Below are 21,311 nucleotides of genomic sequence, written 5' to 3' on the forward strand. Positions count from 1 at the left end.
CGCCGTGATGGCGGCCGACGGATACAGACTTCGGGGGCTCCGGCTCCCAGCGATCAGAGCACATGCCGATCGCAGACCGATTGAGTTCGCGGCGCCGAGCGTGTCGCACGAGAGAATTCACGGCGGCCTGGCCGCCGTGCAGGGAGTACGCCAGAGATGGCCGACGAGAACAATGACAACGCCCCTACCCTCGATCTCGACGCGCTGCAGGCGCCGGTAGCTCCCGAGCCCGCGGAGCCGACGCCCGCATCGACCGAGGAGGACGCGACATCCGCCGACGCGCCCGTCGAAGACGCGATCGTGACCGCCGGGGCGGAGAGCCCCGATGAGGCCGTGGCCGCAGCTGACGCAGCGGACAGCGAGCAGCTCGACGCAGCTGACGGCGAGCAGGCCGACGCGGAGCCGATCGAGACCGCACCCGCCGACGCCGAGCCTGCCGAGGCCGCGCCCGCCGCGGACGGCGAGGCCGAGCCCGCCGAGGACTCAGGCGCCGGCGCGCAGCCGACCGCTGGTGCCGCGACCGATCCTGTCGCCGTGGTCGCCGCGGACGTGGAGTCCGTCGTGGATGCCGTGCCGGAGGCTGAGCCGGAGGCCGTCACCGCGGTGAGCCTGGGCCTGCTGCCCGAGGTCTTCGTGTCGCGCGTCTCGACGCAGCTGCACTTCCACGCCCCCACGATCGTCCCGCTCCCGGCCCGTTCCTCCCGCAGCGCGCGCGACGTCCGCGAGTCGCGGGACGACAACGACGCCGAGGACTCCTTCGGACGTCGTTCGCGCGGCCGCGGAGACTCAGAGCAGCCGCGCCAGCGCCAGCGGGTCGTCGAGTACATCACAGAGCCGAAGGCGATCAAGGGATCCACCCGGCTCGAGGCCAAGAAGCAGCGCCGTCGCGACGGTCGCGACGCCGGCCGTCGCCGTCCCGTCGTCACCGAAGCCGAGTTCCTCGCCCGCCGCGAGGCCGTCGACCGCGAGATGATCGTGCGCTCCAAGAACGGCCGCACCCAGATCGCCGTGCTCGAGGACAACGTGCTCGTCGAGCACTACGTCGCTCGCAACCAGGACGCATCCCTCATCGGCAACGTGTACCTGGGCCGCGTGCAGAACGTGCTGCCCAGCATGGAGGCCGCCTTCGTCGACATCGGTCGCGGTCGCAACGCCGTGCTGTACTCCGGCGAGGTGGACTGGGACGGTGTCGAGACCGGCAACCAGCCGCGTCGCATCGAGCTCGCTCTCAAGGCCGGCGACCGGGTCCTCGTGCAGGTGACCAAGGACCCGGTGGGTCACAAGGGCGCCCGCCTCACCAGCCAGATCTCGCTGCCCGGCCGCTACCTCGTGTACGTGCCGAACGGATCCATGAACGGCATCTCGCGCAAGCTGCCCGACACCGAGCGTGCCCGGCTCAAGCGCATCCTCAAGGAGGTGCTCCCGGAGTCCAGCGGTGTGATCGTGCGCACGGCGGCCGAAGGAGCCACCGAGGAGCAGCTCACCAACGACGTGCAGCGCCTCACCGCGCAGTGGAGCTACATCCAGAAGCAGGTCGAGAGCCAGCAGGCACCCGCGCTGCTGCACGCCGAGCCGGACCTCCTGGTCAAGATCGTCCGCGACGTCTTCAACGAGGACTTCACCCGGATGCGGATCCAGGGTGCCGACGCAGGCCACACCATCCGCACGTACCTGGAGAGCGTCGCCCCCGACCTGCTCGACCGGGTCGAGGCGTACGAGGACGTCCGCGATCCGTTCGACGTGTTCCGTGTGACCGAGCAGATCGAGAAGGCACTGGACCGCAAGGTGTGGCTGCCGTCGGGCGGATCGCTCGTGATCGACCGCACCGAGGCCATGACCGTCGTCGACGTCAACACCGGCAAGTTCGTCGGCTCGGGCGGAAACCTCGAGGAGACGGTCACCAAGAACAACCTCGAGGCCGCGGAGGAGATCGTCCGCCAGCTGCGCCTGCGCGACATCGGCGGCATCATCGTCGTCGACTTCATCGACATGGTGCTCGAGTCCAACCGCGACCTCGTGCTGCGCCGCCTCGTGGAGTGCCTGAGCCGCGACCGCACGAAGCACCAGGTGGCCGAGGTCACCTCGCTCGGCCTCGTCCAGATGACCCGCAAGAAGCTCGGCCTCGGCCTGCTGGAGACCTTCAGCGAGCCCTGCGAGGTCTGCGCCGGCCGTGGCGTGATCGTGCACCACGACCCCGTCGTGAAGCACCGTGCGGCGGCCCCCCAGCAGAGCTCCAACCGTCGCCAGCGCGGCGGAAACGCGGTCTCCAGCGGCGGCGGCAACGGTACCGCCCCGACCGCGTCGGCGGCGCCCGCGAACGGCGGCACGCACGTCATCACGGAGGGCGCGAAGTCCGCTCTCGCACAGATCGCCGCGTCCAGCCGTGCCGCGGGGGAGACGCCCCCGGTCGCCGGTGACGCGACGGCCGAGCCGGCGACGGATGCTTCGGCCGAGCGCACCGGACAGGAGCGGCCCAAGAAGCCGCGCAAGAAGCGCGGTTCCGACCGTGTCAAGGCGCCCAAGACGGAGGCGGAGCAGCTGCTCGACTCGGTGCTGGACGCGCTTCCCGAGCCGAAGGCGCCGGGGCAGGGCCGCAGCCGCCGCCGAGTGAGCACCGCCGGGCTTTCCGCGGGCACCGCGGTCGTGCACACGACCGAGGCCGCGCCGCAGGCGGAACAGGGCTGACCCGCCCCCGCAGGATCACGTGAGAGGACTCGGCGCTACGGCGCCGGGTCCTCTTCGTCTTCGGGGGCCCGGCCTGCGGCGTCGCCCGTGTGCGAGGACAGGTATCGCTCCACGCGCCGGTCCGGCGCCAGCCAGATCAGGGCGACGATGACGTAGGGGATCAGGCCCAGCCACGGCACGACGAACGACAGGCCCAGACCGCTCAGGTAGAGCAGCGGTGAGACGATGCCCTTCACGTCGTGCCCGAATGCCTCGCGGATCCTGTCTCCGCCGGGCTGGCGTGCGATCGTCCGCTGCAGGATCGTGTACGCGAGAGCGGCGCCGAGCAGATTGAGGCCGTAGACGATCGTCGGCACCTGGGCGACGCGGGTCTCGGTCAGCCAGGCGGTCGTGAACGGGTACAGCGACAGCCAGAGCAGCAGGTGCAGGTTGGCCCAGAGCACAGCGCCGTTCACGGCGGGGCGCAGCTGGAAAAGGTGATGGTGGTTGCTCCAGTAGATCCCGACGTAGACGAAGCTCAGCAGGTAGGTGAGCAGGCCCAGGCCGGAGGTGTGCACCAGGTCCGTCCAGGTCGTCCCCTTCGGCACGGCGAGTCCGAGCACCATCACGGTGATGATGATCGCGAGCACCCCGTCGCTGAACGCTTCCAGCCTGCTCGAGGTCATCGTGCGACCCTCGTGCCGTGGCCGTGCCCGCCGGTGCGGTCGCGGGCCGGGACCCTCAGCCCCGAGGCGATCAGCCGGCGGGTGAGCTCCTTGCCGCCCACGCGCTTCGCCCCGCCTGCGACGAGCCGGTCCAGAGCGTCCGCGGGGACGTCGTAATGGTCCAGATCGAACGCCCGGCGGGGGATGTCGTGCCGGGCGGCGAACGCGTGCAGCTCGGCGACGCTGGCGTCGCTGACCATGTGCGCCCACAGGCGGCCGTGCGCCGGCCAGATCGGGTCGTCCACGAAGATCGCCATTCCGCGATCCTAGAACGCGGGCAGGGTCGCGGAGGCGGATCCGGATCCCACGATCCGATCCGGATCCCGACACGGTCGCGCTCGCTTTGCGAGGGGAGGGCGCATCCGGTAAAGTAGCTCCTTGGTGCACCGCGCCGGACGCCCCACTCGGCCGCCGCGGGATCATGCAACTCGCGCCCGCCACTGCGGATCCCTCTGCTGTGGCGCGATGCACGCACAGTCTTCCCGTGAGATTACGGAGCGGTCCCGCTCCCCAACGAAACAGGTATGAAGTGGTTTACGCAGTAGTGCGCGCCGGTGGACGCCAGGAGAAGGTCGAGGTCGGCACGATCGTTCAGCTCGACCGTCTGAAGGCGGCCCAGGGCGACAAGGTCGAGCTGGCCGCGGTGCTCCTCGTCGACGGTGACAAGATCACCACCGACGCCGACAAGCTCGCGAAGGTCAAGGTCACCGCAGAGGTCGTCAGCCACCTCCGTGGCCCGAAGATCGTCATCCAGAAGTTCAAGAACAAGACCGGTTACAAGAAGCGCCAGGGGCACCGTCAGGACCTCACGCGCGTCAAGATCACCGGCATCAAGTAAGCACGAAGAGGAGCTGAGAAATGGCACACAAAAAGGGTGCGAGCTCGACCCGCAACGGTCGTGACTCCAACGCACAGCGACTCGGCGTGAAGCGCTTCGGCGGCCAGACCGTCAGCGCCGGCGAGATCCTCGTCCGTCAGCGCGGCACGCACTTCCACCCCGGCGTGAACGTCGGCCGTGGCGGCGACGACACGCTGTTCGCCCTCGCCGCCGGTGCGGTCGAGTTCGGCGCGAAGGGCGGCCGCAAGGTCGTCAACATCGTCGCAGCTGCCGAGTAAGACTTCGCGCCCCACGCCCTCTCCGGCCATCGCTGCGCGCTGACCGGAGCCTCTGGGCGCGGGGACCCCACTCAGCCACCGGTTGGGCAGTTTTCGGCAACGGGGCGGGCTTCGGCTCGCCCCGTTTCCATATCCCGGCACGCTTCGGTGAGTGCCCGTCCCGCAACCCAGGAGGATCCGCATGGTCACGTTCGTCGACAGGGTGACGCTGCACCTGCGCGCGGGCAAGGGCGGCAACGGCTGCGTGTCGGTGCACCGGGAGAAGTTCAAGCCTCTCGGCGGGCCTGACGGCGGCAAGGGCGGCGACGGCGGCGACATCGTGCTCGTCGCCGACCCGCAGACCGGCACTCTGCTGTCGTACCACCACTCGCCGCACCGCACGTCGCAGAACGGCGGCTTCGGCATGGGCGACCACCGCGCGGGCTACGACGGCGAGGACCTGGAGCTGCTCGTGCCGGTGGGCACGGTCGTCAAGTCACCGGACGGTGAGGTCCTGGCCGACCTGGTCACTCCGGGCGAGCGCTATGTCGCCGCCGCGGGCGGCCACGGCGGCCTCGGAAACGCCGCGCTGGCGACGCCGAAGCGCAAGGCTCCGGGATTCGCGCTGCTGGGCACCCCCGGTTTCGAGGGCGACGTCGTGCTCGAGCTCAAGACCGTCGCCGACGTCGCGCTGGTCGGCTACCCGTCGGCGGGCAAGTCGAGCCTGATCGCGGCGATCTCCGCCGCGCGGCCGAAGATCGCCGACTACCCGTTCACCACGCTGCATCCCAACCTGGGCGTCGTGCAGGCCGGTGAGTCCCGCTACACCGTGGCGGACGTGCCCGGCCTCATCGAGGGCGCGAGCGAGGGGCGCGGGCTCGGTCTGCAGTTCCTCCGGCACGTCGAGCGGTGTTCCGCGCTGCTGCACGTGCTGGACTGCGCCACGCTCGAGCCGGGCCGCGACCCGATCAGCGATCTCGACGTGATCCTCGCCGAGCTCGCCGCTTACGAGGTGCCCGAAGGGCAGGTTCCGCTGCTGGAGCGCCCGCAGGTGATCGCCCTCAACAAGATCGATGTGCCGGAGGCGCGCGAGCTCGCCGACTTCGTGCGCCCGGAGCTGGAGCAGCGCGGGTTCCGCGTGTTCGAGATCTCCACGGTCTCGCACGAGGGGCTGCGTCCGATGACCTTCGCGCTCGGCGAGATCGTCGACGCGCACCGTGCCGAGCTGGCCGCAGCCGCCGAGGCTCCCAAGGAGCGCATCGTCATCCGCCCCCGGGGTTCGAAGCGCGAGTTCGAGATCCGCGTCGAAGGCGGCAGCTACGGCAACGTGTACCGGATCCTCGGCGACAAGCCGGTGCGCTGGGTGCAGCAGACCGACTTCCAGAACGAGGAGGCGGTGGGCTACCTCGCCGACCGGCTCGAGAAGCTCGGCGTCGAGGACGAGCTGTTCCGCTTGGGCGCGGTGCGGGGATCCACGGTCGTGATCGGCCCGGGCGAGAGCATCGTGTTCGACTGGGAGCCGCAGATGTCCTCCGCGGCCGAACTGATCACGTCGCCGCGCGGTCTGGACTCGCGTTTCGATCCGAACACCCGACGCACCACCAACGAGCGGCGCGAGCGGTACCACGAGCGCATGGATGCCAGGGCCGCACTGCGCGCCGAGGACGAGCGCGAGCGCCTGGCGACTCGCACGGCGGCGGACGACGCCGACAGCGAGCGCGCCGAGGACGTCCGCCAGGCGGGAGCCGGCGAGGACGCGCAGTGACGGCGCTGACGCGGGCGGATCTGCCCGCGGCGACGCGGATCGTGGTGAAGGTCGGATCCTCGTCCATCAGCGGTGAGGGAGCCTGGCGCATTCCGCTGCTGGTCGAGGCGCTGGCGCACGCGCACGCACGCGGAACCGAGATCGTGCTGGTCTCCTCCGGTGCGATCGCCACCGGGATCCCGTTCCTGCAGCTCGACGCGCGGCCCACCGACCTCGCCACGCAGCAGGCGGCGGCCGCCGTCGGTCAGAACCTGCTCATCTACCGCTACCAGGAGGCCCTGCGACCGCACGGCATCGTGGCGGGGCAGGTGCTGCTGACCACCGGTGATCTGGAGCATCCGACATCGCGCAGCAACGCCCGCCGCGCCATGGAGCGCCTGCTCGGGCTGCGGGTGCTGCCGATCGTGAACGAGAACGACACCGTCGCCACCCAGGAGATCCGCTTCGGCGACAACGACCGGCTCGGCGCGTTGGTGGCGCAGCTGACCGGGGCCGACGCGCTGGTGCTGCTCAGCGACGTGGAGTCGCTGTACACCCGGCCGCCCTCCGACCCCGCGGCCGAGCCGCTCGACGTCGTCGCCGCGGGTGCCGACCTCTCCGGTCTCGAGTTCGGCGCGACCGTCGTGAACGGCGTCGGCACCGGGGGAGCGGCGACCAAGGTCTCCGCCGCACGCCTCGCGGCGGCGAGCGGGATCGGCGTGCTCGTGACCAGCGCGGATCTGGTCTCCGATGCGCTCTCCGGCGCCGAGATCGGCACCTGGTTCGAACCGGCGGTCTGAATCCGTCATCCGGGTCCCCGGGGTGCGGAGCGTGGGTACACTGACCGCATGTCCACCGTGATCGCCGACTTCGCCGTGCCCGCCGACGCCTCCGCGCAGGACGGGCCGGATTCGCCCGAGACGCGGATGCGCGCCGCCAAGGAGGCGTCCCGCGAGACGGCGCAGCTCACCAGCGATGGCAAGGTCGCGGCGCTGCACGCGATCGCTGCCGCGCTGGTCGCCGCCTCGGACGACATCATCGCCGCAAACTCCCGTGACCTCGCCCGAGGCGTCGCAGAAGCCATCGGCGATGGGCTGCTGGATCGTCTGCGCCTGGACGAGAAGCGCATCGAAGCACTCGCCGCCGCCGTGCGGGAGGTCGCGGCGCTGCCGGATCCGGTCGGTCGCGTCATCGGCGGGCACCGCATGCCCAACGGTGTCGCCCTGGAACAGGTGCGGGTGCCGTTCGGCGTGGTCGGCGCGATCTACGAGGCGCGCCCGAACGTCACCGTCGACATCGCCGCGCTCGCGCTGCGCTCGGGCAACGCCGCTGTGCTGCGCGGTGGCAGCGCCGCCAAGGAGAGCAACACGGTGCTGGTGCGTGTGATGCGCGAGGCGCTGGCCTCGACCGGCGTGACCGCGGAGGCGATCCAGACCGTGGACGACTTCGGCCGAGCCGGCGCCACCGCGATGATGCACGCGCGCGGCCTCATCGACGTGCTCGTGCCGCGCGGCAGCGCAGGGCTCATCGAGACCGTGGTGACCGAGTCGACCGTGCCCGTCATCGAGACCGGCGCAGGCGTGGTGCACATCGTGCTCGACGACACGGCACCGCTGGACTGGGCACGCGACATCGTCGTGAACGCCAAGGTGCAGCGTCCGAGCGTGTGCAACGCGGTGGAGACCGTCCTCGTACTCCGAGGCGCCGCGGACCGGCTGGTCCCCGAGGTCGCGGACGCCCTGATCGCGCAGGGCGTCACGATCCACGGCGACGAGGAGATCCGCCGGCTTGTGCCCGCGGCTGTCCCGACGACCGATGCGGACTGGGGGACCGAGCACATGAGCCTCGATCTGTCCATGCGCGTGGTGGACGATCTCGACGAGGCGCTCGCCCACATCCGGCAGTACAGCACGGGCCACACCGAGTCGATCATCAGCACGGATGCCCTGGCGATCGAGCGATTCCTGGCCGAGGTCGACTCCGCCGTCGTGATGGCGAACGCGTCGACGCGGTTCACCGACGGCGGCGAGTTCGGCTTCGGTGCCGAGGTGGGCATCTCGACGCAGAAGCTGCACGCCAGGGGCCCGATGGGACTCGCCGAGCTGACCAGCACCAAGTGGCTCGCGCGCGGGTCGGGGCAGACCCGCGGCTGAGGGCTAGACTGGGGAGCTGAGATCCACCCTGATCACTCTGGAGAATCGATGAACCTCGTCGCACAGCTCGTGCAGGCCGCAGCCGAGACCCCCGAGCACCACGGCAACGTGGCGCTGGAGACGCTTCCGTTCGGGCTGATCGCCGCCGGCGTGTTCGCGCTCCTCGGCCTGGTCGCTCTCTCCTACCGCAACGTCGCCAACCGTCACAGCCGGAAGGCGGAGGCGTGGGCCGCGGAGCACGGTCATGAAGGACACGGAGCCGGTCACGGTCACTGAGCTGATCCGATGACGACCACTCCTGCGCCGCGCATCGGCGTGATGGGCGGGACGTTCGACCCCATCCATCACGGGCACCTGGTCGCGGCGAGCGAGGTGGCGCACTCGTTCGGACTGGACGAGGTCGTCTTCGTGCCCACCGGGCAGCCCTGGCAGAAGAGCGGGGTGTCGGACAGCGAGCACCGCTACCTGATGACGGTGATCGCGACGGCGTCGAACCCGTCGTTCACCGTGAGCCGCGTGGACATCGACCGCGACGGGCCCACGTACACGATCGACACGTTGCGGGATCTGAAGGCGCAGCGTCCTGATGCGGAGTTCTTCTTCATCACCGGTGCGGATGCCGTGGCGCAGATTCTCAGCTGGAGGGATCATGATGAACTGTGGGACCTCGCCCACTTCGTCGCCGTATCCCGACCTGGTCATGTGCTGAGCACGGACGGTCTGCCACCGGCTGACGTCAGTCAACTGGAGGTCCCTGCCCTCGCGATCTCGTCGACAGATTGTCGATCCCGCGTCCGCGAGGGGGACCCGGTCTGGTACCTCGTGCCGGATGGAGTGGTCCAGTACATCGCGAAGCATCATCTTTATCGGAGCACGTCATGAGCACATCGGATCAGCACCAGCACATTGCTGATCAGTCATCTGGCAGCGGCCAGTTGACCCGCAAGCAGATGCGCGAGGCCCGCCTCACCGGATCGACCCCGATCGTCACTCCTGAGGAGGCCGAGGCGGCACGTCAGCAGACCGGCGCCGCACCGACCGCTCCGGCGGCCCCGGCCGCTCCGGAGCCCGTCGCCGAGACGACGGCAGCGCCGGTGGCCGAGCCTGTCGCCGAGAGCGCGGCCGCGCCGAGCTCCGTCGAATCCCAGGACTCCGTCGCGGGCGAGGAGCCGCTCACCCGCCGCCAGGTGCGGGAGCAGGAGCGGATCCGCACCGGCTCGGTGCCGGTGTCCGATCCGTCATCCCAGAGCGCATCGTCGGCGGCGGAGTCCGCGCCGTCCGCGTCTCAGACTCCTGCCGGCCCGGCGGTTCCTTCGTTCAGCGTGCCGCCGGCACCGGCGCCCGTCACGCCCACGCCGGCCCCTGCCGCACCCGCCGCACCCGAGCAGGCGGGGATGATCACGGACGTTCCCCGCCCCAGCTATCCGAGCCGTCGCCGTTCGTACGGATCGGCCGCAACCCCCGCGCCGACCCGAGTCGCCGACGAACAGGACGGCGTCGACGACGCCGAACAGGACGTCGCGCCGGTCTCGGTCTCCTCGGTGATGCGCGCCGAGGAGGAGACCGGACGCACGTGGCACGCCGATCCCGTCTCGGCTGCGCCCCGGGGTGCGGAGAGCGAGCGCCCCGCCGTCCCGGCCCGCCCGGCAGACCCCGCGCCCGCACCGCTGCTGCCTGCGGTGCCCGCCGCGATGCCGGCGGCCGAGCCCGATTCAACGCCTGTGGACCTGCCGTTCTCGTCTGAGCAGTCCGCTCTGTGGTCCGCTGCGGAGAACCCTGCACCGCCGGCTCCGGCCACGCCGACGTCGGCCGAAGAGACGCCGCGGCCCCTGCCGAAGTCGGCTCCCGCTGATTCCGGATCGACCCTCAACCCCGGCTTCGGCGAGCGCGTGCTCGCACAGCAGCCTCGGACGCCGCAGGCCGACTCCTTCGATGCGCTCATCGGGGACTCCACAGGGTCGCACCACGCGGCGCCGAACGCTCTGATCTTCCAGCAGGCTCCTGGCGGCCTGTCGCTGTCGGGCCCTGTCGCCTCGACCGGCGAGATCCTCGTCACCGGCAGCTATGAGCTGCCCTCCGGCCTCGGCTCGCGCGGTCACGCCGACGGCGTCGCCGACGGCAAGGAGGTCGACGCCGTGCTCGTCGACGGCGAACTCGCCCCTGCCTCGTCGCCCACGCCGATCGCCGCCAGCGCGGCGATCGGAACGATCAAGCCCGCGGGCGAGGTCATCCGCCCGCCCGAGCCCGAAAAGGGCAACAAGCTCATGCTCGCACTGACCATCACCGCCGGCGCCCTCGCCGTCGCCCTGGTCGGCGCGCTCATCGTCGCCATCACCACAGGAGCCTTCTCTTGATGCAGTCGCCCTCCGCCGCAGACATGCTGCAGATCGCCGCCGACGCGGCCCGTTCCAAGGGCGGAGAGGATCTGCTCGCGCTGAACGTGTCCGAGCCGCTGCCGCTCGTGGACATCTTCCTGCTCGTCACCGGCAACAGCGAGCGCAACGTCGCCGCGATCGCCGACGAGGTCGAGGACAAGATGATCGAAGCGGGCTACAAGCGCGTGCGCCGAGAGGGACGCAGCGAAGCCCGCTGGGTGCTGCTCGACTTCGGCGACCTGATCGTGCACGTCTTCCACGAGGAGGAGCGCACGTACTACGGCCTGGAGCGTCTCTGGAAGGACTGCCCCGTGGTGCCGATCGCCGAGCCCGCGCCGCTGGGCGTGCCCTCCGAACAGGACTGACCGAGGCGGGCCTCGGGATCGGTCATCCCGATCCGCCTTCGACCACCGCGGATCGGTGCCGGTCACGCGCCTTCTCGAGCGCGTGCGGGACGGACGATCTGTGCCCGGGCACCGTGTCGTCGCACGGATCGACAAACACCTGGCGTTCGGGACTTCGGACGACGGATCCGCGAGTAAGGTCGAGCCGTGGGACGGATCACGACGCTGCGGCCGGTCACTCGGATCGCACTGGGAGAGGGCGTGCGTCGTCGCGCCGACACGCTCGCTGTCGAAGAGCCGCTGGAGATCCGCATCGCCGGTGCCCCGCTCGCGGTCACGATGCGCACCCCGGGCCATGACGTCGAACTCGCGATCGGGTTCCTCGTCTCGGAGGGCGTGATCTCCCAGAGCTCCGACTTCCGTACCGCGATCCACTGCGGCGGCCCCGGCACCGGGGGAGCTGCGAACACCTACAACGTGCTGGATACGACGCTCGCACCGGGGGTGCGGCTGCCCAGCGCCGACGAGGCGCGGCGGTTCTACACGACCAGTTCCTGCGGCGTCTGCGGCAAGGCCAGCATCGATGCCGTGCGCACGACGTCCCACTTCGCCCCGTCCTCGCCCGACGAGGTCGCGGTCGACGCCGCATGGATCGCGGAGCTGCCCGACCGGCTCCGGGCCGAGCAGGCCGCATTCGACAAGACCGGCGGACTGCACGCCGCGGCGCTCTTCGACGCGGTCACGGGCGAGCTTCTGGTCATCCGCGAGGACGTCGGCAGGCACAACGCCGTGGACAAGGTGGTCGGCTGGGCGCTCCAGGAGGAACGGCTGCCGCTGCGGTCCACCGTGCTGCAGGTGTCCGGCCGGGCCAGCTTCGAACTGGTGCAGAAGGCCGTCATGGCGGGGATACCGGTGCTCTCCGCGGTCTCCGCGCCGTCCTCGCTGGCGGTCGAGCTCGCGGACGAGTCGGGGCTGACGCTGATCGGGTTCGTCCGAGGGCAGTCCATGAACGTGTACGCGCACGCACAGCGCGTGCGGATCGATGCAGCGACGCGCGGTGAGTCCTCGGCGCGGGAAGGACGGGCAGAACGATGAGCGACGACGAGGACGCACGCGGAGGGACGGCTTTCGGGCTCATGCCGCGCGAGCCCCGGCAGGGCGGATACGGACCGCGCACGACCGCTTCCTGGTCCCGCAAGCCCTATCGGCGCCCAGCCGCGGGCTGGGGTGCCGCGAAGTCCGTCGGCCAGGTGCTGCTCCGCGAGCGCGAGCCGATCGCAGGATCCGGCGCGATGCTCATCATGAACCACGGCAGGTCCGGATACGACTGCCCTGGTTGCGCGTGGCCCGACGATCTCGGCAACCTGCGACTGGACATCTGCGAGAACGGCATCAAGCACGTCACGTGGGAGATGACGCACAAGCGGGTGGACCGGCAGTTCTTCGCGGCGCACACGGTCGCCGAGCTTTCGACGTGGACGGACTTCGACCTCGAGAACGAGGGGCGCCTCACCGAGCCGATGAGCTATGACGCCGCGACCGATCGGTACGTGCCGATCACGTGGGACGACGCGTTCGCCCTGATCGGGGAGGAGCTGCGCGGCCTGGACAGCCCGGACGAAGCCAGCTTCTACACCTCGGGCCGGCTCAGCAACGAGGCGACGTTCCTGTACCAGCTCATGGTGCGCGAGTACGGCACCAACAACCTCCCGGACTGCTCGAACATGTGCCACGAGGCCTCAGGGCGCGCGCTGAAGGCGTCGCTGGCGACGGGCAAGGGCACGGCGGATCTGCGCGATTGGGAGGAGTGCGACGCGCTCTTCGTGCTCGGCGTGAACGCGGCGTCGAACGCACCGCGCATGCTGACCGCGCTGTCTGATGCGGTCCGCCGAGGCGCGCAGGTGGTGCACGTGAACCCGCTGGTCGAGGCGGGCGCGACGCGCACGATCGTGCCGCACGAGTTCGTCGACATGGCGCTGAACCGCAGCACCGACACGAGCACGATGAACCTTCAGGTGCGGCTCGGCGGCGATCTCGCCCTGATCCGCGGCATGGCGAAGGTCGTGTTCGAGGCGGCTCAGGCGGATCCGACCGTGCTCGACGCCGCGTTCCTGCGCGAGTACACCAACGGGCTCGAGGACTACCGCGCGCTCGTCGAAGCGACGCCCTGGGCCGAGCTCGTGCGCCAGTCCGGCCTCAGCGAGGAGCGGATCCGCGAGGCGGCCGCCGTCTACCTCGGCTCGGAGCGCGCGATCATCAGCTGGTGCCTGGGTGTGAGCCAGCACGAGCACGGCGTGGACACGGTGCGCGAGATCGTGAACCTGCTGCTGCTGCGCGGCAACATCGGGCGCCCTGGCACAGGTCCGTCGCCCGTGCGCGGGCACAGCAACGTGCAGGGCAATCGCACCTGCGGCATCGACCACCGCCCGCCCGCGTGGACCGATCGGCTCGCCGAGGTCTGCCGCATCGACCCGCCGCGCCACCAGGGCCTGGACACCGTCAAGACGATCCGCGGCATGCACGACGGCACGGTCAAGGTGTTCGTCGGCATGGGCGGCAACTTCGTGCTCGCGGCGCCCGACACGTCGTACACGGCCGAGGGGCTGAGCCGCTGCGCGCTGACGGTGCAGGTGAGCACCAAGCTCAACCGCAGCCATCTCGTGCACGGGGAGAAGGCGCTGATCCTGCCCTGCCTCGGACGCACCGAGCGCGACCAGCAGGAAGGCGGCCCGCAGGGCGTCACCGTCGAGGACGCCATGAGCATGGTGCACCTCTCGGTGGGGCGCAAGCGCCCCGCGTCCGCGTATCTGCGCTCGGAGCCCGCGATCATCGCGGGGATCGCAAAGGCCACGCTCCCTGAGTCGCAGACGCCCTGGGATGCCTACGTCGCCGACTACGACCGGATCCGCGACGTCATGGCTCAGGTGCTGCCTGGCTTCGAGGGCTTCAACCAGAGGATCCAGAGCCGGCACGGCTTCCGGATCCCGCAGCCCGCCCGGGAGCGCGTGTTCGACACGGAATCCGGACTGGCGGAGTTCTCGCATGCTCCGCTGCCCGACGTGATCCCGGCCTCCGCGGAGACGCTGGTGCTGCAGACCATGCGCTCGCACGATCAGTGGAACACGACGATCTACTCGAACAACGATCGCTATCGCGGCGTGAAGAACCTGCGCGAGCTGGTCTTCCTGCACACCGACGACATGCGGGCGCGCGGCATCGCCGAGGGGGATCTGGTCGACATCCGCTCGACGTCGAAGGACGGATCCACCCGGACCGTGCACGGCTTCCGCGCGGTGCCGTACGACCTGCCTCAGGGCTGCGCCGCCGGCTACATGCCCGAGCTGAACGTGCTCATCGGACACGCCGACTTCAGCGCGCAGAGCGACCAGCCGCTGATGAAGAGCATCCATGTCACGGTGACCCGTTCCGCGGCCTGAACCCGTGTCCGGGGCTGTCTCGCTGTGACGCCGAGGGCGGCGCGAGACGAAACACGGCACCTCGCGAAAGCCCCTCGTCTCGTCTCGCTCGGCCTTCGGCCGTGCTCGCTCAACGACCCCGACGTGGAGTTTCCAAATGCCGGCTCAGAGGTCCCGGTCGAAGAGGTCGTCCCAGGTCTCCCGGCGGATCACCGCACGGGCCTGTCCGTCGTGCACGAAGACCACCGGCGGGCGACGGTAGCCGTTGTAGTTGTTGGCCATCGTGTGCGTGTACGCGCCCGTGGCGGGGACGGCGAGGAGGTCGCCCACGTGGACCTCGGGCAGCCGCAGCGGGTCGATGAGCACATCGCCCGACTCGCAGTGCCGCCCGACCACGACGACGTCCTCCACGGCCTCGTCATCGAGGCGGCCGGCGAGGGCGGCCTCGTAACGCTGCGCGAACAGTGCCACTTCGAGGTTGTCGCCCATCCCGCCGTCGACCGCGACGAACGTCCGTGCGTCCCGCTTCACGGTCGTGACCGTGTAGAGCGTCATCGCCGAGCCGTTGACCATGCTGCGGCCGGGCTCGATGATGAGCTCGGCGTCCGCCGGAAGATGCTCTCGGGCGGCGGCGAGCAGCGCTTCGACGTACTCGGCGACGCTCGCCGGATGCTCGTCGTAGGTGTAGCGCGCACCGAGCCCTCCGCCGAGGTCGTACACAGGGAAGGTGCCGAGCTCGGCGAGCGGGGCGACGGCGGCGGCGAGCTCGGACGGATCCATGATCTGCGAGCCGACGTGCGCGTGCACGCCGCGCATCGAGAGCTTCGGGCTGGCCTCGATCCGCGCGATGAGCTCCTTGGCGACCGGGATCGTGAGCCCGAACTTGGATCCCACCTGCCCGGTCTGCACGTGCGGGTGCGTGGAGGACTCGACCTCGGGGATGATCCGCACGAGCACGTCCTGCCGACGGCCCTCCGGCACGATCTGCTCGAGCCGGTCGACGTCGTCGGCGTTGTCGACCACGACCAGGCCGAGGCCCGCGTCCACCGCGATCTGCAGCTCTTCTGTCGACTTGGCGTTGCCGTGCAAGACGAGGAGGGCCGGATCCACCCCGGCTCGGAGGGCGCTGAGGATCTCGCCGCCGCCGGCGACGTCGAGCCCCAGGCCCTCCTCGACCATGACGCGCTGCACCGCGGTCGCCGGGAATGACTTCGACGCGAACACGACACGGGCCTTCGGCCAGCGCGAGGTCAGCTCGGTGCGGTACTCCCTGGCACGCGCCCGCAGTGCGGTCTCGTCGACCACGATCGCGGGCGTGCCGAACTCGCGCGCCAGGTCGTCGACCCGGCACCCCCCGAAGCGCAGGGTGCCGTCGGCATCGACGGTGGTCCCGGCGGGGAACAGGTCGAGGATCTGGTGCGGCATGTTCTGCGTCCTTCGCGTCGGTGCGGTGCGGTGCGGTGCGGTTCGGGGTGGCGGCGTCAGGCGGGATCCAGGGCGCGTCGCGGGACGACCACGACAGGCACGGGGGAGTGCCGCACGACCTTGGTCGCGTTGGATCCGAGGAAGACCCGGGCGATCGGCCCGAGACTGCTCGATCCTACGACCAGCACCTCGTCGGCGTCCCACTCCACGTCATCCACGGCGGACTCCCACGTGTCGCCCAGGCCGATCACGGTGCCGGCGAGTTCCGGCGCGTCCGGAAGGGCGGAGACCTCCGAGAGCAGCTGTGCGGTGTGGGCGTGGATGTCGTCGGCCCACTGCTCGGCGATGCTCCGCTCAGCGTCGAACCCCGCCCCGGCCGTGCCGGAGACGTTCGGCACGACGGCGAACGACGCGATCCGCAGGGCCGCACCGACCGACCCGGCCACGGTCGCCGCGCCGAAGACGAGATCCGCCGACGAGTCCGTGCCGCGGTAGGCCGCGGTGACGCGACCGACCCTGGCGTCCCCCTTGGTGCGGAAGCCGCGCGGCGCGATCGCCACCGGTACCGCGGAGGCGTGCAGCAGCGCGTCGCTCTCGGATCCCAGGGCGATCCGTCCCAGCGGAGCGGCGGACGAGGATCCGATCACGATCATGCCCGCGTCGCGGAGCTCGGCGAGCTCGAGCAAGCCGCGCCGGGCGGACGATGCCTCGTGCACGACGAACTGCGCAGGCACCGATCCGCCGAGCACCGCGGCGGCGTGGTCGAGCACGGCGTTCGCGGCGTCGCGGGTGAACGCGTGCCATTCCGCATCGTCGTGTCCCACGGAGCGCGGCCAGGTCTCCGGGATCACCGTGGTGACGATCAGGTCGGTGTCCGCCGACCGCGCCAGCATCGCGGCGAGGTGCAGCACCGACGCCGAGCGGCTCGCGGGGCTCAGGCCGACGAGCAGGCTCATCGGTCGCCGTCCGTCCGGCGTTCGGCGGCGGCCTGGCGCACGGCGTCCGTGCTCGGCTGGGCGACGGCGGTGGTGTACGGGACGTCCGGGGCGGCGACGACCGGATGGCCCACCCCGAGCGCCGAGTGCGTGCGCCCGTAGAACCAGTAGAAGACCAGGAACACTGCCGCCCAGATCACGAAGACCACGATCGTGATCACGCGCAGCTGGGTGATGATCGCGATGCAGCCGATGATCGACAGGATCGGGATCGTCCAGCCGAGCGGCAGGCGGAAGCCCCGCTCGAGCTCGGGTTCGCGCACGCGCAGGATGATCACGCCGATCGACACCACGAGGAAGGCGACGAGCGTGCCGATGCTGGTCATCTCGGCGAGGAAGTTGATCGGGACGACGGCCGCGAGGATGCTCGTCGCTATCACGACGATGATCGTGTTGTTCACGGGGGAGAGGGTGCGCGGGTCGACCTTCGCGAAGACCGGGGGGATCATGCCGTCGCGCGACATCGCGAACAGGATCCTCGTCTGGCCGTAGAGGCAGACCAGGGTGACCGAGAAGATCGAGATGATCGCGCCGATCGCCACGACCGTGCCGGGCCAGGTAGATCCGATGATGTTCTGCAGGATCGCGGACAGGCCTGCGTCCTGGTTCTCGAACTTCGCCGGGGCCTGGGCGCCGAGGGCGGCGAGGCAGGTGAGCACGTACAGCGTGATGATGATGCCGAGGGCGAACATGATCGCGAGCGGCAGGTTGCGCTTCGGGTTCTTCGCCTCGTCACCGGCGGTCGAGACGGCGTCCAGACCGACGAAGGAGAAGAAGATGATGCCGGCGCCGCCGACGATGCCGGCGAAGCCCGCCGGCGCGAAGTTGTGGAAATGGTCGGCGTTCCAGCCGGTGAAGGCGATCGCGCAGAAGAACAGCACGACCGCGATCTTGACGACCACCATGATGCTGTTGACGAGAGTCGACTCACGGGCGCCGCGCATCAGCAGCAGGCCGCACAGCACGATCACGATGACGGCGGGGACGTTGACGATGCCGCCCTGCTCGGGAGCCTGCGACAGCTGCACCGGGATCTGCCAGCCGAACAGATTCTGCAGGAGCTGGTTGACGTACTGGGACCAGCCGACCGCGACCGCCGCGGTCGAGACGCCGTATTCCAGCAGCAGACATGCGCCGACCGCCATCGCCGTGCCCTCGCCGAGAGTCGCGTAGGCGTAGGAGTAGGTGGATCCGGACACCGGCACGGCGCCGGCCATCTCGGCGTAGCAGAGCGCCGTGAGACCTGCCACCACGCCTCCGATCACGAATGACCAGATCACCGCCGGACCGGCGACGGGCACGGCCTGCGACAGGATGAAGAAGATCCCCGTGCCGAGGGTGCCGCCGACGCCGATCATGGTCAGCGAGAACAGCCCGATGCTGCGTTTCAGGTGGACTTCGCCGGCGCCGACCGGCGTGGTCGGCTTCCGGCGCAGCAGTTGCTGGGCGATGGTGGTCATTCCAGTCTCCTTTGATTGGATGTGTGAGCCTGCGCGATCCGGGTTCGGCAGGATCGGGGGTCAGTCTGCTCTCGTCACCCGGAACAGGGCCACGTCGGGATCGACCGCACCGCGGACGTATCCGCTGGGAGACGCGGCCACGGCCTGAAGGAAGGCCACGGTCTGCGCCGTGATCTCCTCGCCCGGGATGACGTTCGGGATCCCCGGAGGATAGGCGGCGAGGGTGTCGGCAGAAATGCGGCCGACCGCCTCCGCGGCGGGGACGAGTTCGGTGCCCGCGAAGTATGCGTCGCGGGGGAGCATGCGCAGCGCACCGGAGGGTGGCAGCGCCGGGAAGCCTGCGGTATCCGCCTGGGCGCGCTCCGCGTGCGCCTCGTCCGAATCGACCGCCGCGGAGAGCACGCGGAGCACGTGTTCGAGGTCGGGGGTCTTGCCGGCGCCGATCAGGGCCACGAGCGCGGTAGCCGTCGAGATCTCGAAGTAGATGCCCTCGACCTCCAGCAGGTGCTGGCGGAGCCAGTGGCCGCTCACGCCTGTGGCGGACACGTCGATCGGCACGCGGAGCGGGTCGGTCGCGACGATGTCGTCGAACGCGTCGAAGCCGTCGCTGACGACGGAGAAGCGCGGATCTTCGCGCAGCGCGGCGCGGAACGCGTTCGCCCCGGCGATCGACTGGCCGATCGTCTCCGTCTCGGTCATGAGCGCGTGCCGCGCGATGTCGAGGGAGGCCGTCAGGAGCGCCGAGGAGGAGGTCGATGACGTGGTGGAGACGGCGCGCTCGATGAGCGGCTCGAGGCGGTCCGCGAAGGGGCCGTCGCCGAGGTGCAGCATGGCGGACTGCGTGAGGGATCCGGCGAGCTTGTGCGTACTCGAGACGACGAGGTCGGCGCCGAGGCGGGTCGGCGACTCCGGGAGCTCGGGGTGGAATCCGAAGTGCGGCCCCCAGGCTCCGTCCACGATCAGCGGGGCGCCGTGCGCGTGCGCGACCTCGGCGAGACCGGCGATGTCGGCCACGGAGCCGAAATAACTGGGCGAGACGACGTAGACGGCGTTCGCCGGCTGACCGCGGTCGGCCGCGGCGGTCAGGGCGTCGTCGAGGGCGGCGGGGGAGACGCCGTGCGCGATCCCGTAGCGGGCATCGACCGAGGGGAGCACGAACGAGGGCGTGAGTCCGGCGGTGAGCACCCCGTCGCTGAAGCTCGAGTGCGCGCTGCGCTGGGAGAGGATGTTCGCGCCGAGGCCGCGCACCGCGAGCGCCGCGATCCGGTTGGCCTGCGAAGCGCCGCCGGCGAGGAACCAGGTGCGCCGCGCGCTCCAGGCATCGGCGGCGAGGTCGAGGGCCTGCGAGAGCGGGGAGTTCTCGCCGAGGTCGATGTCGTCGAGGAGCATCGGCACGTCGAGCTGCAGCACGCGCTCGCCGAAGTACTCCGCCAGGCGGGCGCTGATGCCGGTGCTGTTGCCGCTGTGGCCGGGGACCATCAGCTGGATCGGCGATCGGCTCGCGTGGCGCTCGAGCGCGTCGGCGTACGGAGTCTCGCGGTGGCGGGAATCCGCGATCGACGACGCCGACATCGCAGACGTGGACGGGTCGACGGTGAGCGAGGCGGAGGACGGCATTGGTCCATGGTGCGGAATTTCCGGCTCGCACGGAATCCCGGAAATTCTCCTGGGCCACATATCCTGTATGTGACTCAGCCGCAAGAGAGGCCTGATCCGACATAGGAGGTTGGTTTCGATGCTCGATCTGCGACAGCTGGAAGCACTCCGCGCCGTGCACGCCGAGGGGTCGGTGACCGCCGCCGCGCGACGGCTCGCCTGGGGGCAGCCGACGGTCGACTATCACCTCAAGAACCTCGAGCGCCTCGTCGGCTCGCCCGTGCTGATCCGCTCGTCGCGCGGCAGCAGGCTGACCCCGGTGGGCACGCTGCTGCTCGAACGGGCGCAGGAGATCCTCACCTTGGGCGAGCGCGCGATCCGGGACGCCAGAGAGCTGACGTCCATGGGGCGGGTGCGTCTGCGCTTCGGGACCTTTCCCACGGCGGGAGCGAAGATCCTGCCGTCGGTCGTGCCCCGGGTCGACGATCTCGGCATCGAGGTCGACGCGATGCTCGAGGAGGTGCCGACGCTCGTGGACCGGATCAACCGCGGAGGACTGGACGCCGCGCTCGTCTATACCGTGCCCGGATACGAGCTGCCGTTCCGGACGCATGTCGCGACTCGGGAGGTGCATCGCGACCCGCTGCTGCTGGCCTTGCCCGCCGGCCATCCGCTCGCGACCCCGAGGCCGATCGACGTGCCGACGCTGCTCACTCTGTGGCAGGAGCGGTGGCTCTTCGCCGCAGCGGGGAACGACCCGATGGACACGATCGTGATCGACGCGTTCGCCGCCCGGGGGCACACGCTCGACGTCGCGATCCGCACGGACGATTTCCAGGTCATGCTCGGGATGATCGCGGCCCGACTCGCCGTAGGGCTGCTGCCCAGTCTCGCCGTCGGCAGTTCGCATCCGGGGATCGTGCTGCGTCCGATCGAGGATCCGTCCTTCGTGCGTTCGGTCCTTGTGGCGACATCGGCGGAGGGATCGACGCGCGGCCCGTCCACCGCGGTCCGCCAGCTGGTGCTGGCGATCCGGGACGCCTTCAGCACGCTGCCGTCTGCGTGACCGTGGGCATGACACGCCCGGCGGCTCGCAGCGGCCCTCTCGATTGGCGCGGTGAGACAGCCATGTTGTAGGCTGAATGAGTTGTCGCGGGAAGCCGTGAACAGCGTCTGGGCCTGTGGCGCAGCTGGTAGCGCACCTGCATGGCATGCAGGGGGTCAGGGGTTCGAGTCCCCTCAGGTCCACCATTGAAAGCCCTCGGTTCGCCGGGGGCTTTCGTCGTCTGTCGGATCAGCGGGAGCGAGGGGGCGCGGTA

Annotated in this window: 19 protein-coding genes and 1 tRNA gene; 14 read left to right on the top strand and 6 right to left on the bottom strand. The window is 70.3% G+C overall.

The features are described 5' to 3' along the window. Positions 1-156: 156 nt before the first annotated feature. Positions 157-2,685, top strand: coding sequence for an Rne/Rng family ribonuclease (locus AC1DCT_RS01020; RefSeq protein ID WP_477427026.1), 2,529 nt, complete (start codon positions 157-159; stop codon positions 2,683-2,685). 35 nt (positions 2,686-2,720) lie between these two features. Here the strand turns inward: AC1DCT_RS01020 and AC1DCT_RS01025 are convergent, their stop codons facing one another. Together AC1DCT_RS01025 and AC1DCT_RS01030 are read right to left on the bottom strand one after the other, a co-directional pair. Continuing rightward, positions 2,721-3,350, bottom strand: a complete 630-nt coding sequence (locus tag AC1DCT_RS01025) for a TMEM175 family protein (RefSeq protein WP_441975733.1) — start codon at positions 3,348-3,350, stop codon at positions 2,721-2,723. Next, positions 3,347-3,646, bottom strand: a complete 300-nt coding sequence (locus tag AC1DCT_RS01030; RefSeq protein ID WP_477427027.1) for a DUF4031 domain-containing protein — start codon at positions 3,644-3,646, stop codon at positions 3,347-3,349. Before AC1DCT_RS01030 ends, AC1DCT_RS01025 begins: the two co-directional genes overlap by 4 nt. Before the next feature lie 272 nt (positions 3,647-3,918). Between AC1DCT_RS01030 and rplU the strand changes: the two genes are divergently transcribed. From rplU to AC1DCT_RS01085, 11 genes are all read left to right on the top strand, one after another. Further along, positions 3,919-4,227 carry a 50S ribosomal protein L21 gene (rplU, locus tag AC1DCT_RS01035; protein WP_233309240.1) on the top strand — a complete coding sequence of 103 codons (309 nt, stop codon included), beginning with the start codon at positions 3,919-3,921 and terminating at the stop codon, positions 4,225-4,227. 20 nt (positions 4,228-4,247) lie between these two features. Continuing rightward, entirely contained in the window at positions 4,248-4,505 is a 258-nt protein-coding gene (gene rpmA / locus AC1DCT_RS01040; protein WP_159575753.1) for a 50S ribosomal protein L27, read from the top strand. A 181-nt stretch (positions 4,506-4,686) separates the two neighbouring features. Next, the gene (gene obgE / locus AC1DCT_RS01045; RefSeq protein ID WP_440731539.1) at positions 4,687-6,249 is read left to right on the top strand and encodes a GTPase ObgE; all 1,563 of its coding nucleotides are present in this window, start codon (positions 4,687-4,689) and stop codon (positions 6,247-6,249) included. Then, positions 6,246-7,028, top strand: a complete 783-nt coding sequence (proB, locus tag AC1DCT_RS01050) for a glutamate 5-kinase (protein WP_440731540.1) — start codon at positions 6,246-6,248, stop codon at positions 7,026-7,028. The genes obgE and proB overlap by 4 nt, the downstream gene beginning before the upstream one ends. Before the next feature lie 126 nt (positions 7,029-7,154). Continuing rightward, on the top strand, positions 7,155-8,381 hold the full coding sequence (locus AC1DCT_RS01055) for a glutamate-5-semialdehyde dehydrogenase (RefSeq protein WP_441975956.1): 1,227 nt from the start codon (positions 7,155-7,157) through the stop codon (positions 8,379-8,381). Between the two features lie 48 nt (positions 8,382-8,429). Continuing rightward, the gene (locus AC1DCT_RS01060; RefSeq protein ID WP_441975734.1) at positions 8,430-8,657 is read left to right on the top strand and encodes a hypothetical protein; all 228 of its coding nucleotides are present in this window, start codon (positions 8,430-8,432) and stop codon (positions 8,655-8,657) included. Between the two features lie 9 nt (positions 8,658-8,666). Beyond that, positions 8,667-9,263 carry a nicotinate-nucleotide adenylyltransferase gene (nadD, locus tag AC1DCT_RS01065; RefSeq protein ID WP_440731542.1) on the top strand — a complete coding sequence of 199 codons (597 nt, stop codon included), beginning with the start codon at positions 8,667-8,669 and terminating at the stop codon, positions 9,261-9,263. Beyond that, positions 9,260-10,735 (top strand): hypothetical protein, encoded by a 1,476-nt coding sequence (locus AC1DCT_RS01070; protein WP_477427029.1) that lies wholly within the window; start codon positions 9,260-9,262, stop codon positions 10,733-10,735. The genes nadD and AC1DCT_RS01070 overlap by 4 nt, the downstream gene beginning before the upstream one ends. After that, positions 10,735-11,121: a ribosome silencing factor gene (gene rsfS / locus AC1DCT_RS01075; RefSeq protein ID WP_440731544.1), complete on the top strand. Its 387-nt coding sequence runs from the start codon at positions 10,735-10,737 to the stop codon at positions 11,119-11,121. Before AC1DCT_RS01070 ends, rsfS begins: the two co-directional genes overlap by 1 nt. Before the next feature lie 186 nt (positions 11,122-11,307). Continuing rightward, positions 11,308-12,195 carry a formate dehydrogenase accessory sulfurtransferase FdhD gene (gene fdhD / locus AC1DCT_RS01080; protein ID WP_477427031.1) on the top strand — a complete coding sequence of 296 codons (888 nt, stop codon included), beginning with the start codon at positions 11,308-11,310 and terminating at the stop codon, positions 12,193-12,195. Beyond that, positions 12,192-14,537 carry an FdhF/YdeP family oxidoreductase gene (locus tag AC1DCT_RS01085; RefSeq protein WP_477427033.1) on the top strand — a complete coding sequence of 782 codons (2,346 nt, stop codon included), beginning with the start codon at positions 12,192-12,194 and terminating at the stop codon, positions 14,535-14,537. The genes fdhD and AC1DCT_RS01085 overlap by 4 nt, the downstream gene beginning before the upstream one ends. Before the next feature lie 144 nt (positions 14,538-14,681). On the opposite strand, the gene lysA is transcribed toward AC1DCT_RS01085, so the two are convergent. From lysA to AC1DCT_RS01105, 4 genes are read right to left on the bottom strand one after another with little or no spacing between them, the layout of a single operon-like run. Beyond that, positions 14,682-15,941: a diaminopimelate decarboxylase gene (lysA, locus tag AC1DCT_RS01090; protein WP_440731547.1), complete on the bottom strand. Its 1,260-nt coding sequence runs from the start codon at positions 15,939-15,941 to the stop codon at positions 14,682-14,684. Between the two features lie 56 nt (positions 15,942-15,997). Then, on the bottom strand, positions 15,998-16,897 hold the full coding sequence (locus tag AC1DCT_RS01095; RefSeq protein WP_440731548.1) for a universal stress protein: 900 nt from the start codon (positions 16,895-16,897) through the stop codon (positions 15,998-16,000). Beyond that, positions 16,894-18,396, bottom strand: a complete 1,503-nt coding sequence (locus AC1DCT_RS01100; protein WP_440731549.1) for an amino acid permease — start codon at positions 18,394-18,396, stop codon at positions 16,894-16,896. Before AC1DCT_RS01100 ends, AC1DCT_RS01095 begins: the two co-directional genes overlap by 4 nt. A gap of 60 nt (positions 18,397-18,456) precedes the next feature. After that, positions 18,457-20,013, bottom strand: a complete 1,557-nt coding sequence (locus tag AC1DCT_RS01105) for an aminotransferase class I/II-fold pyridoxal phosphate-dependent enzyme (RefSeq protein ID WP_477427035.1) — start codon at positions 20,011-20,013, stop codon at positions 18,457-18,459. A 118-nt stretch (positions 20,014-20,131) separates the two neighbouring features. On the opposite strand from AC1DCT_RS01105, the gene AC1DCT_RS01110 reads away from it, so the two are divergent. Both AC1DCT_RS01110 and AC1DCT_RS01115 read left to right on the top strand, forming a co-directional pair. Beyond that, a complete protein-coding gene (locus AC1DCT_RS01110; protein WP_477427037.1) occupies positions 20,132-21,058 on the top strand; it encodes a LysR family transcriptional regulator in 927 nt (308 codons plus the stop codon). Between the two features lie 109 nt (positions 21,059-21,167). After that, positions 21,168-21,243, top strand: a tRNA-Ala gene (locus AC1DCT_RS01115). Positions 21,244-21,311 lie beyond the last annotated feature (68 nt).

Source organism: Microbacterium sp. 10L49, assembly GCF_056395125.1.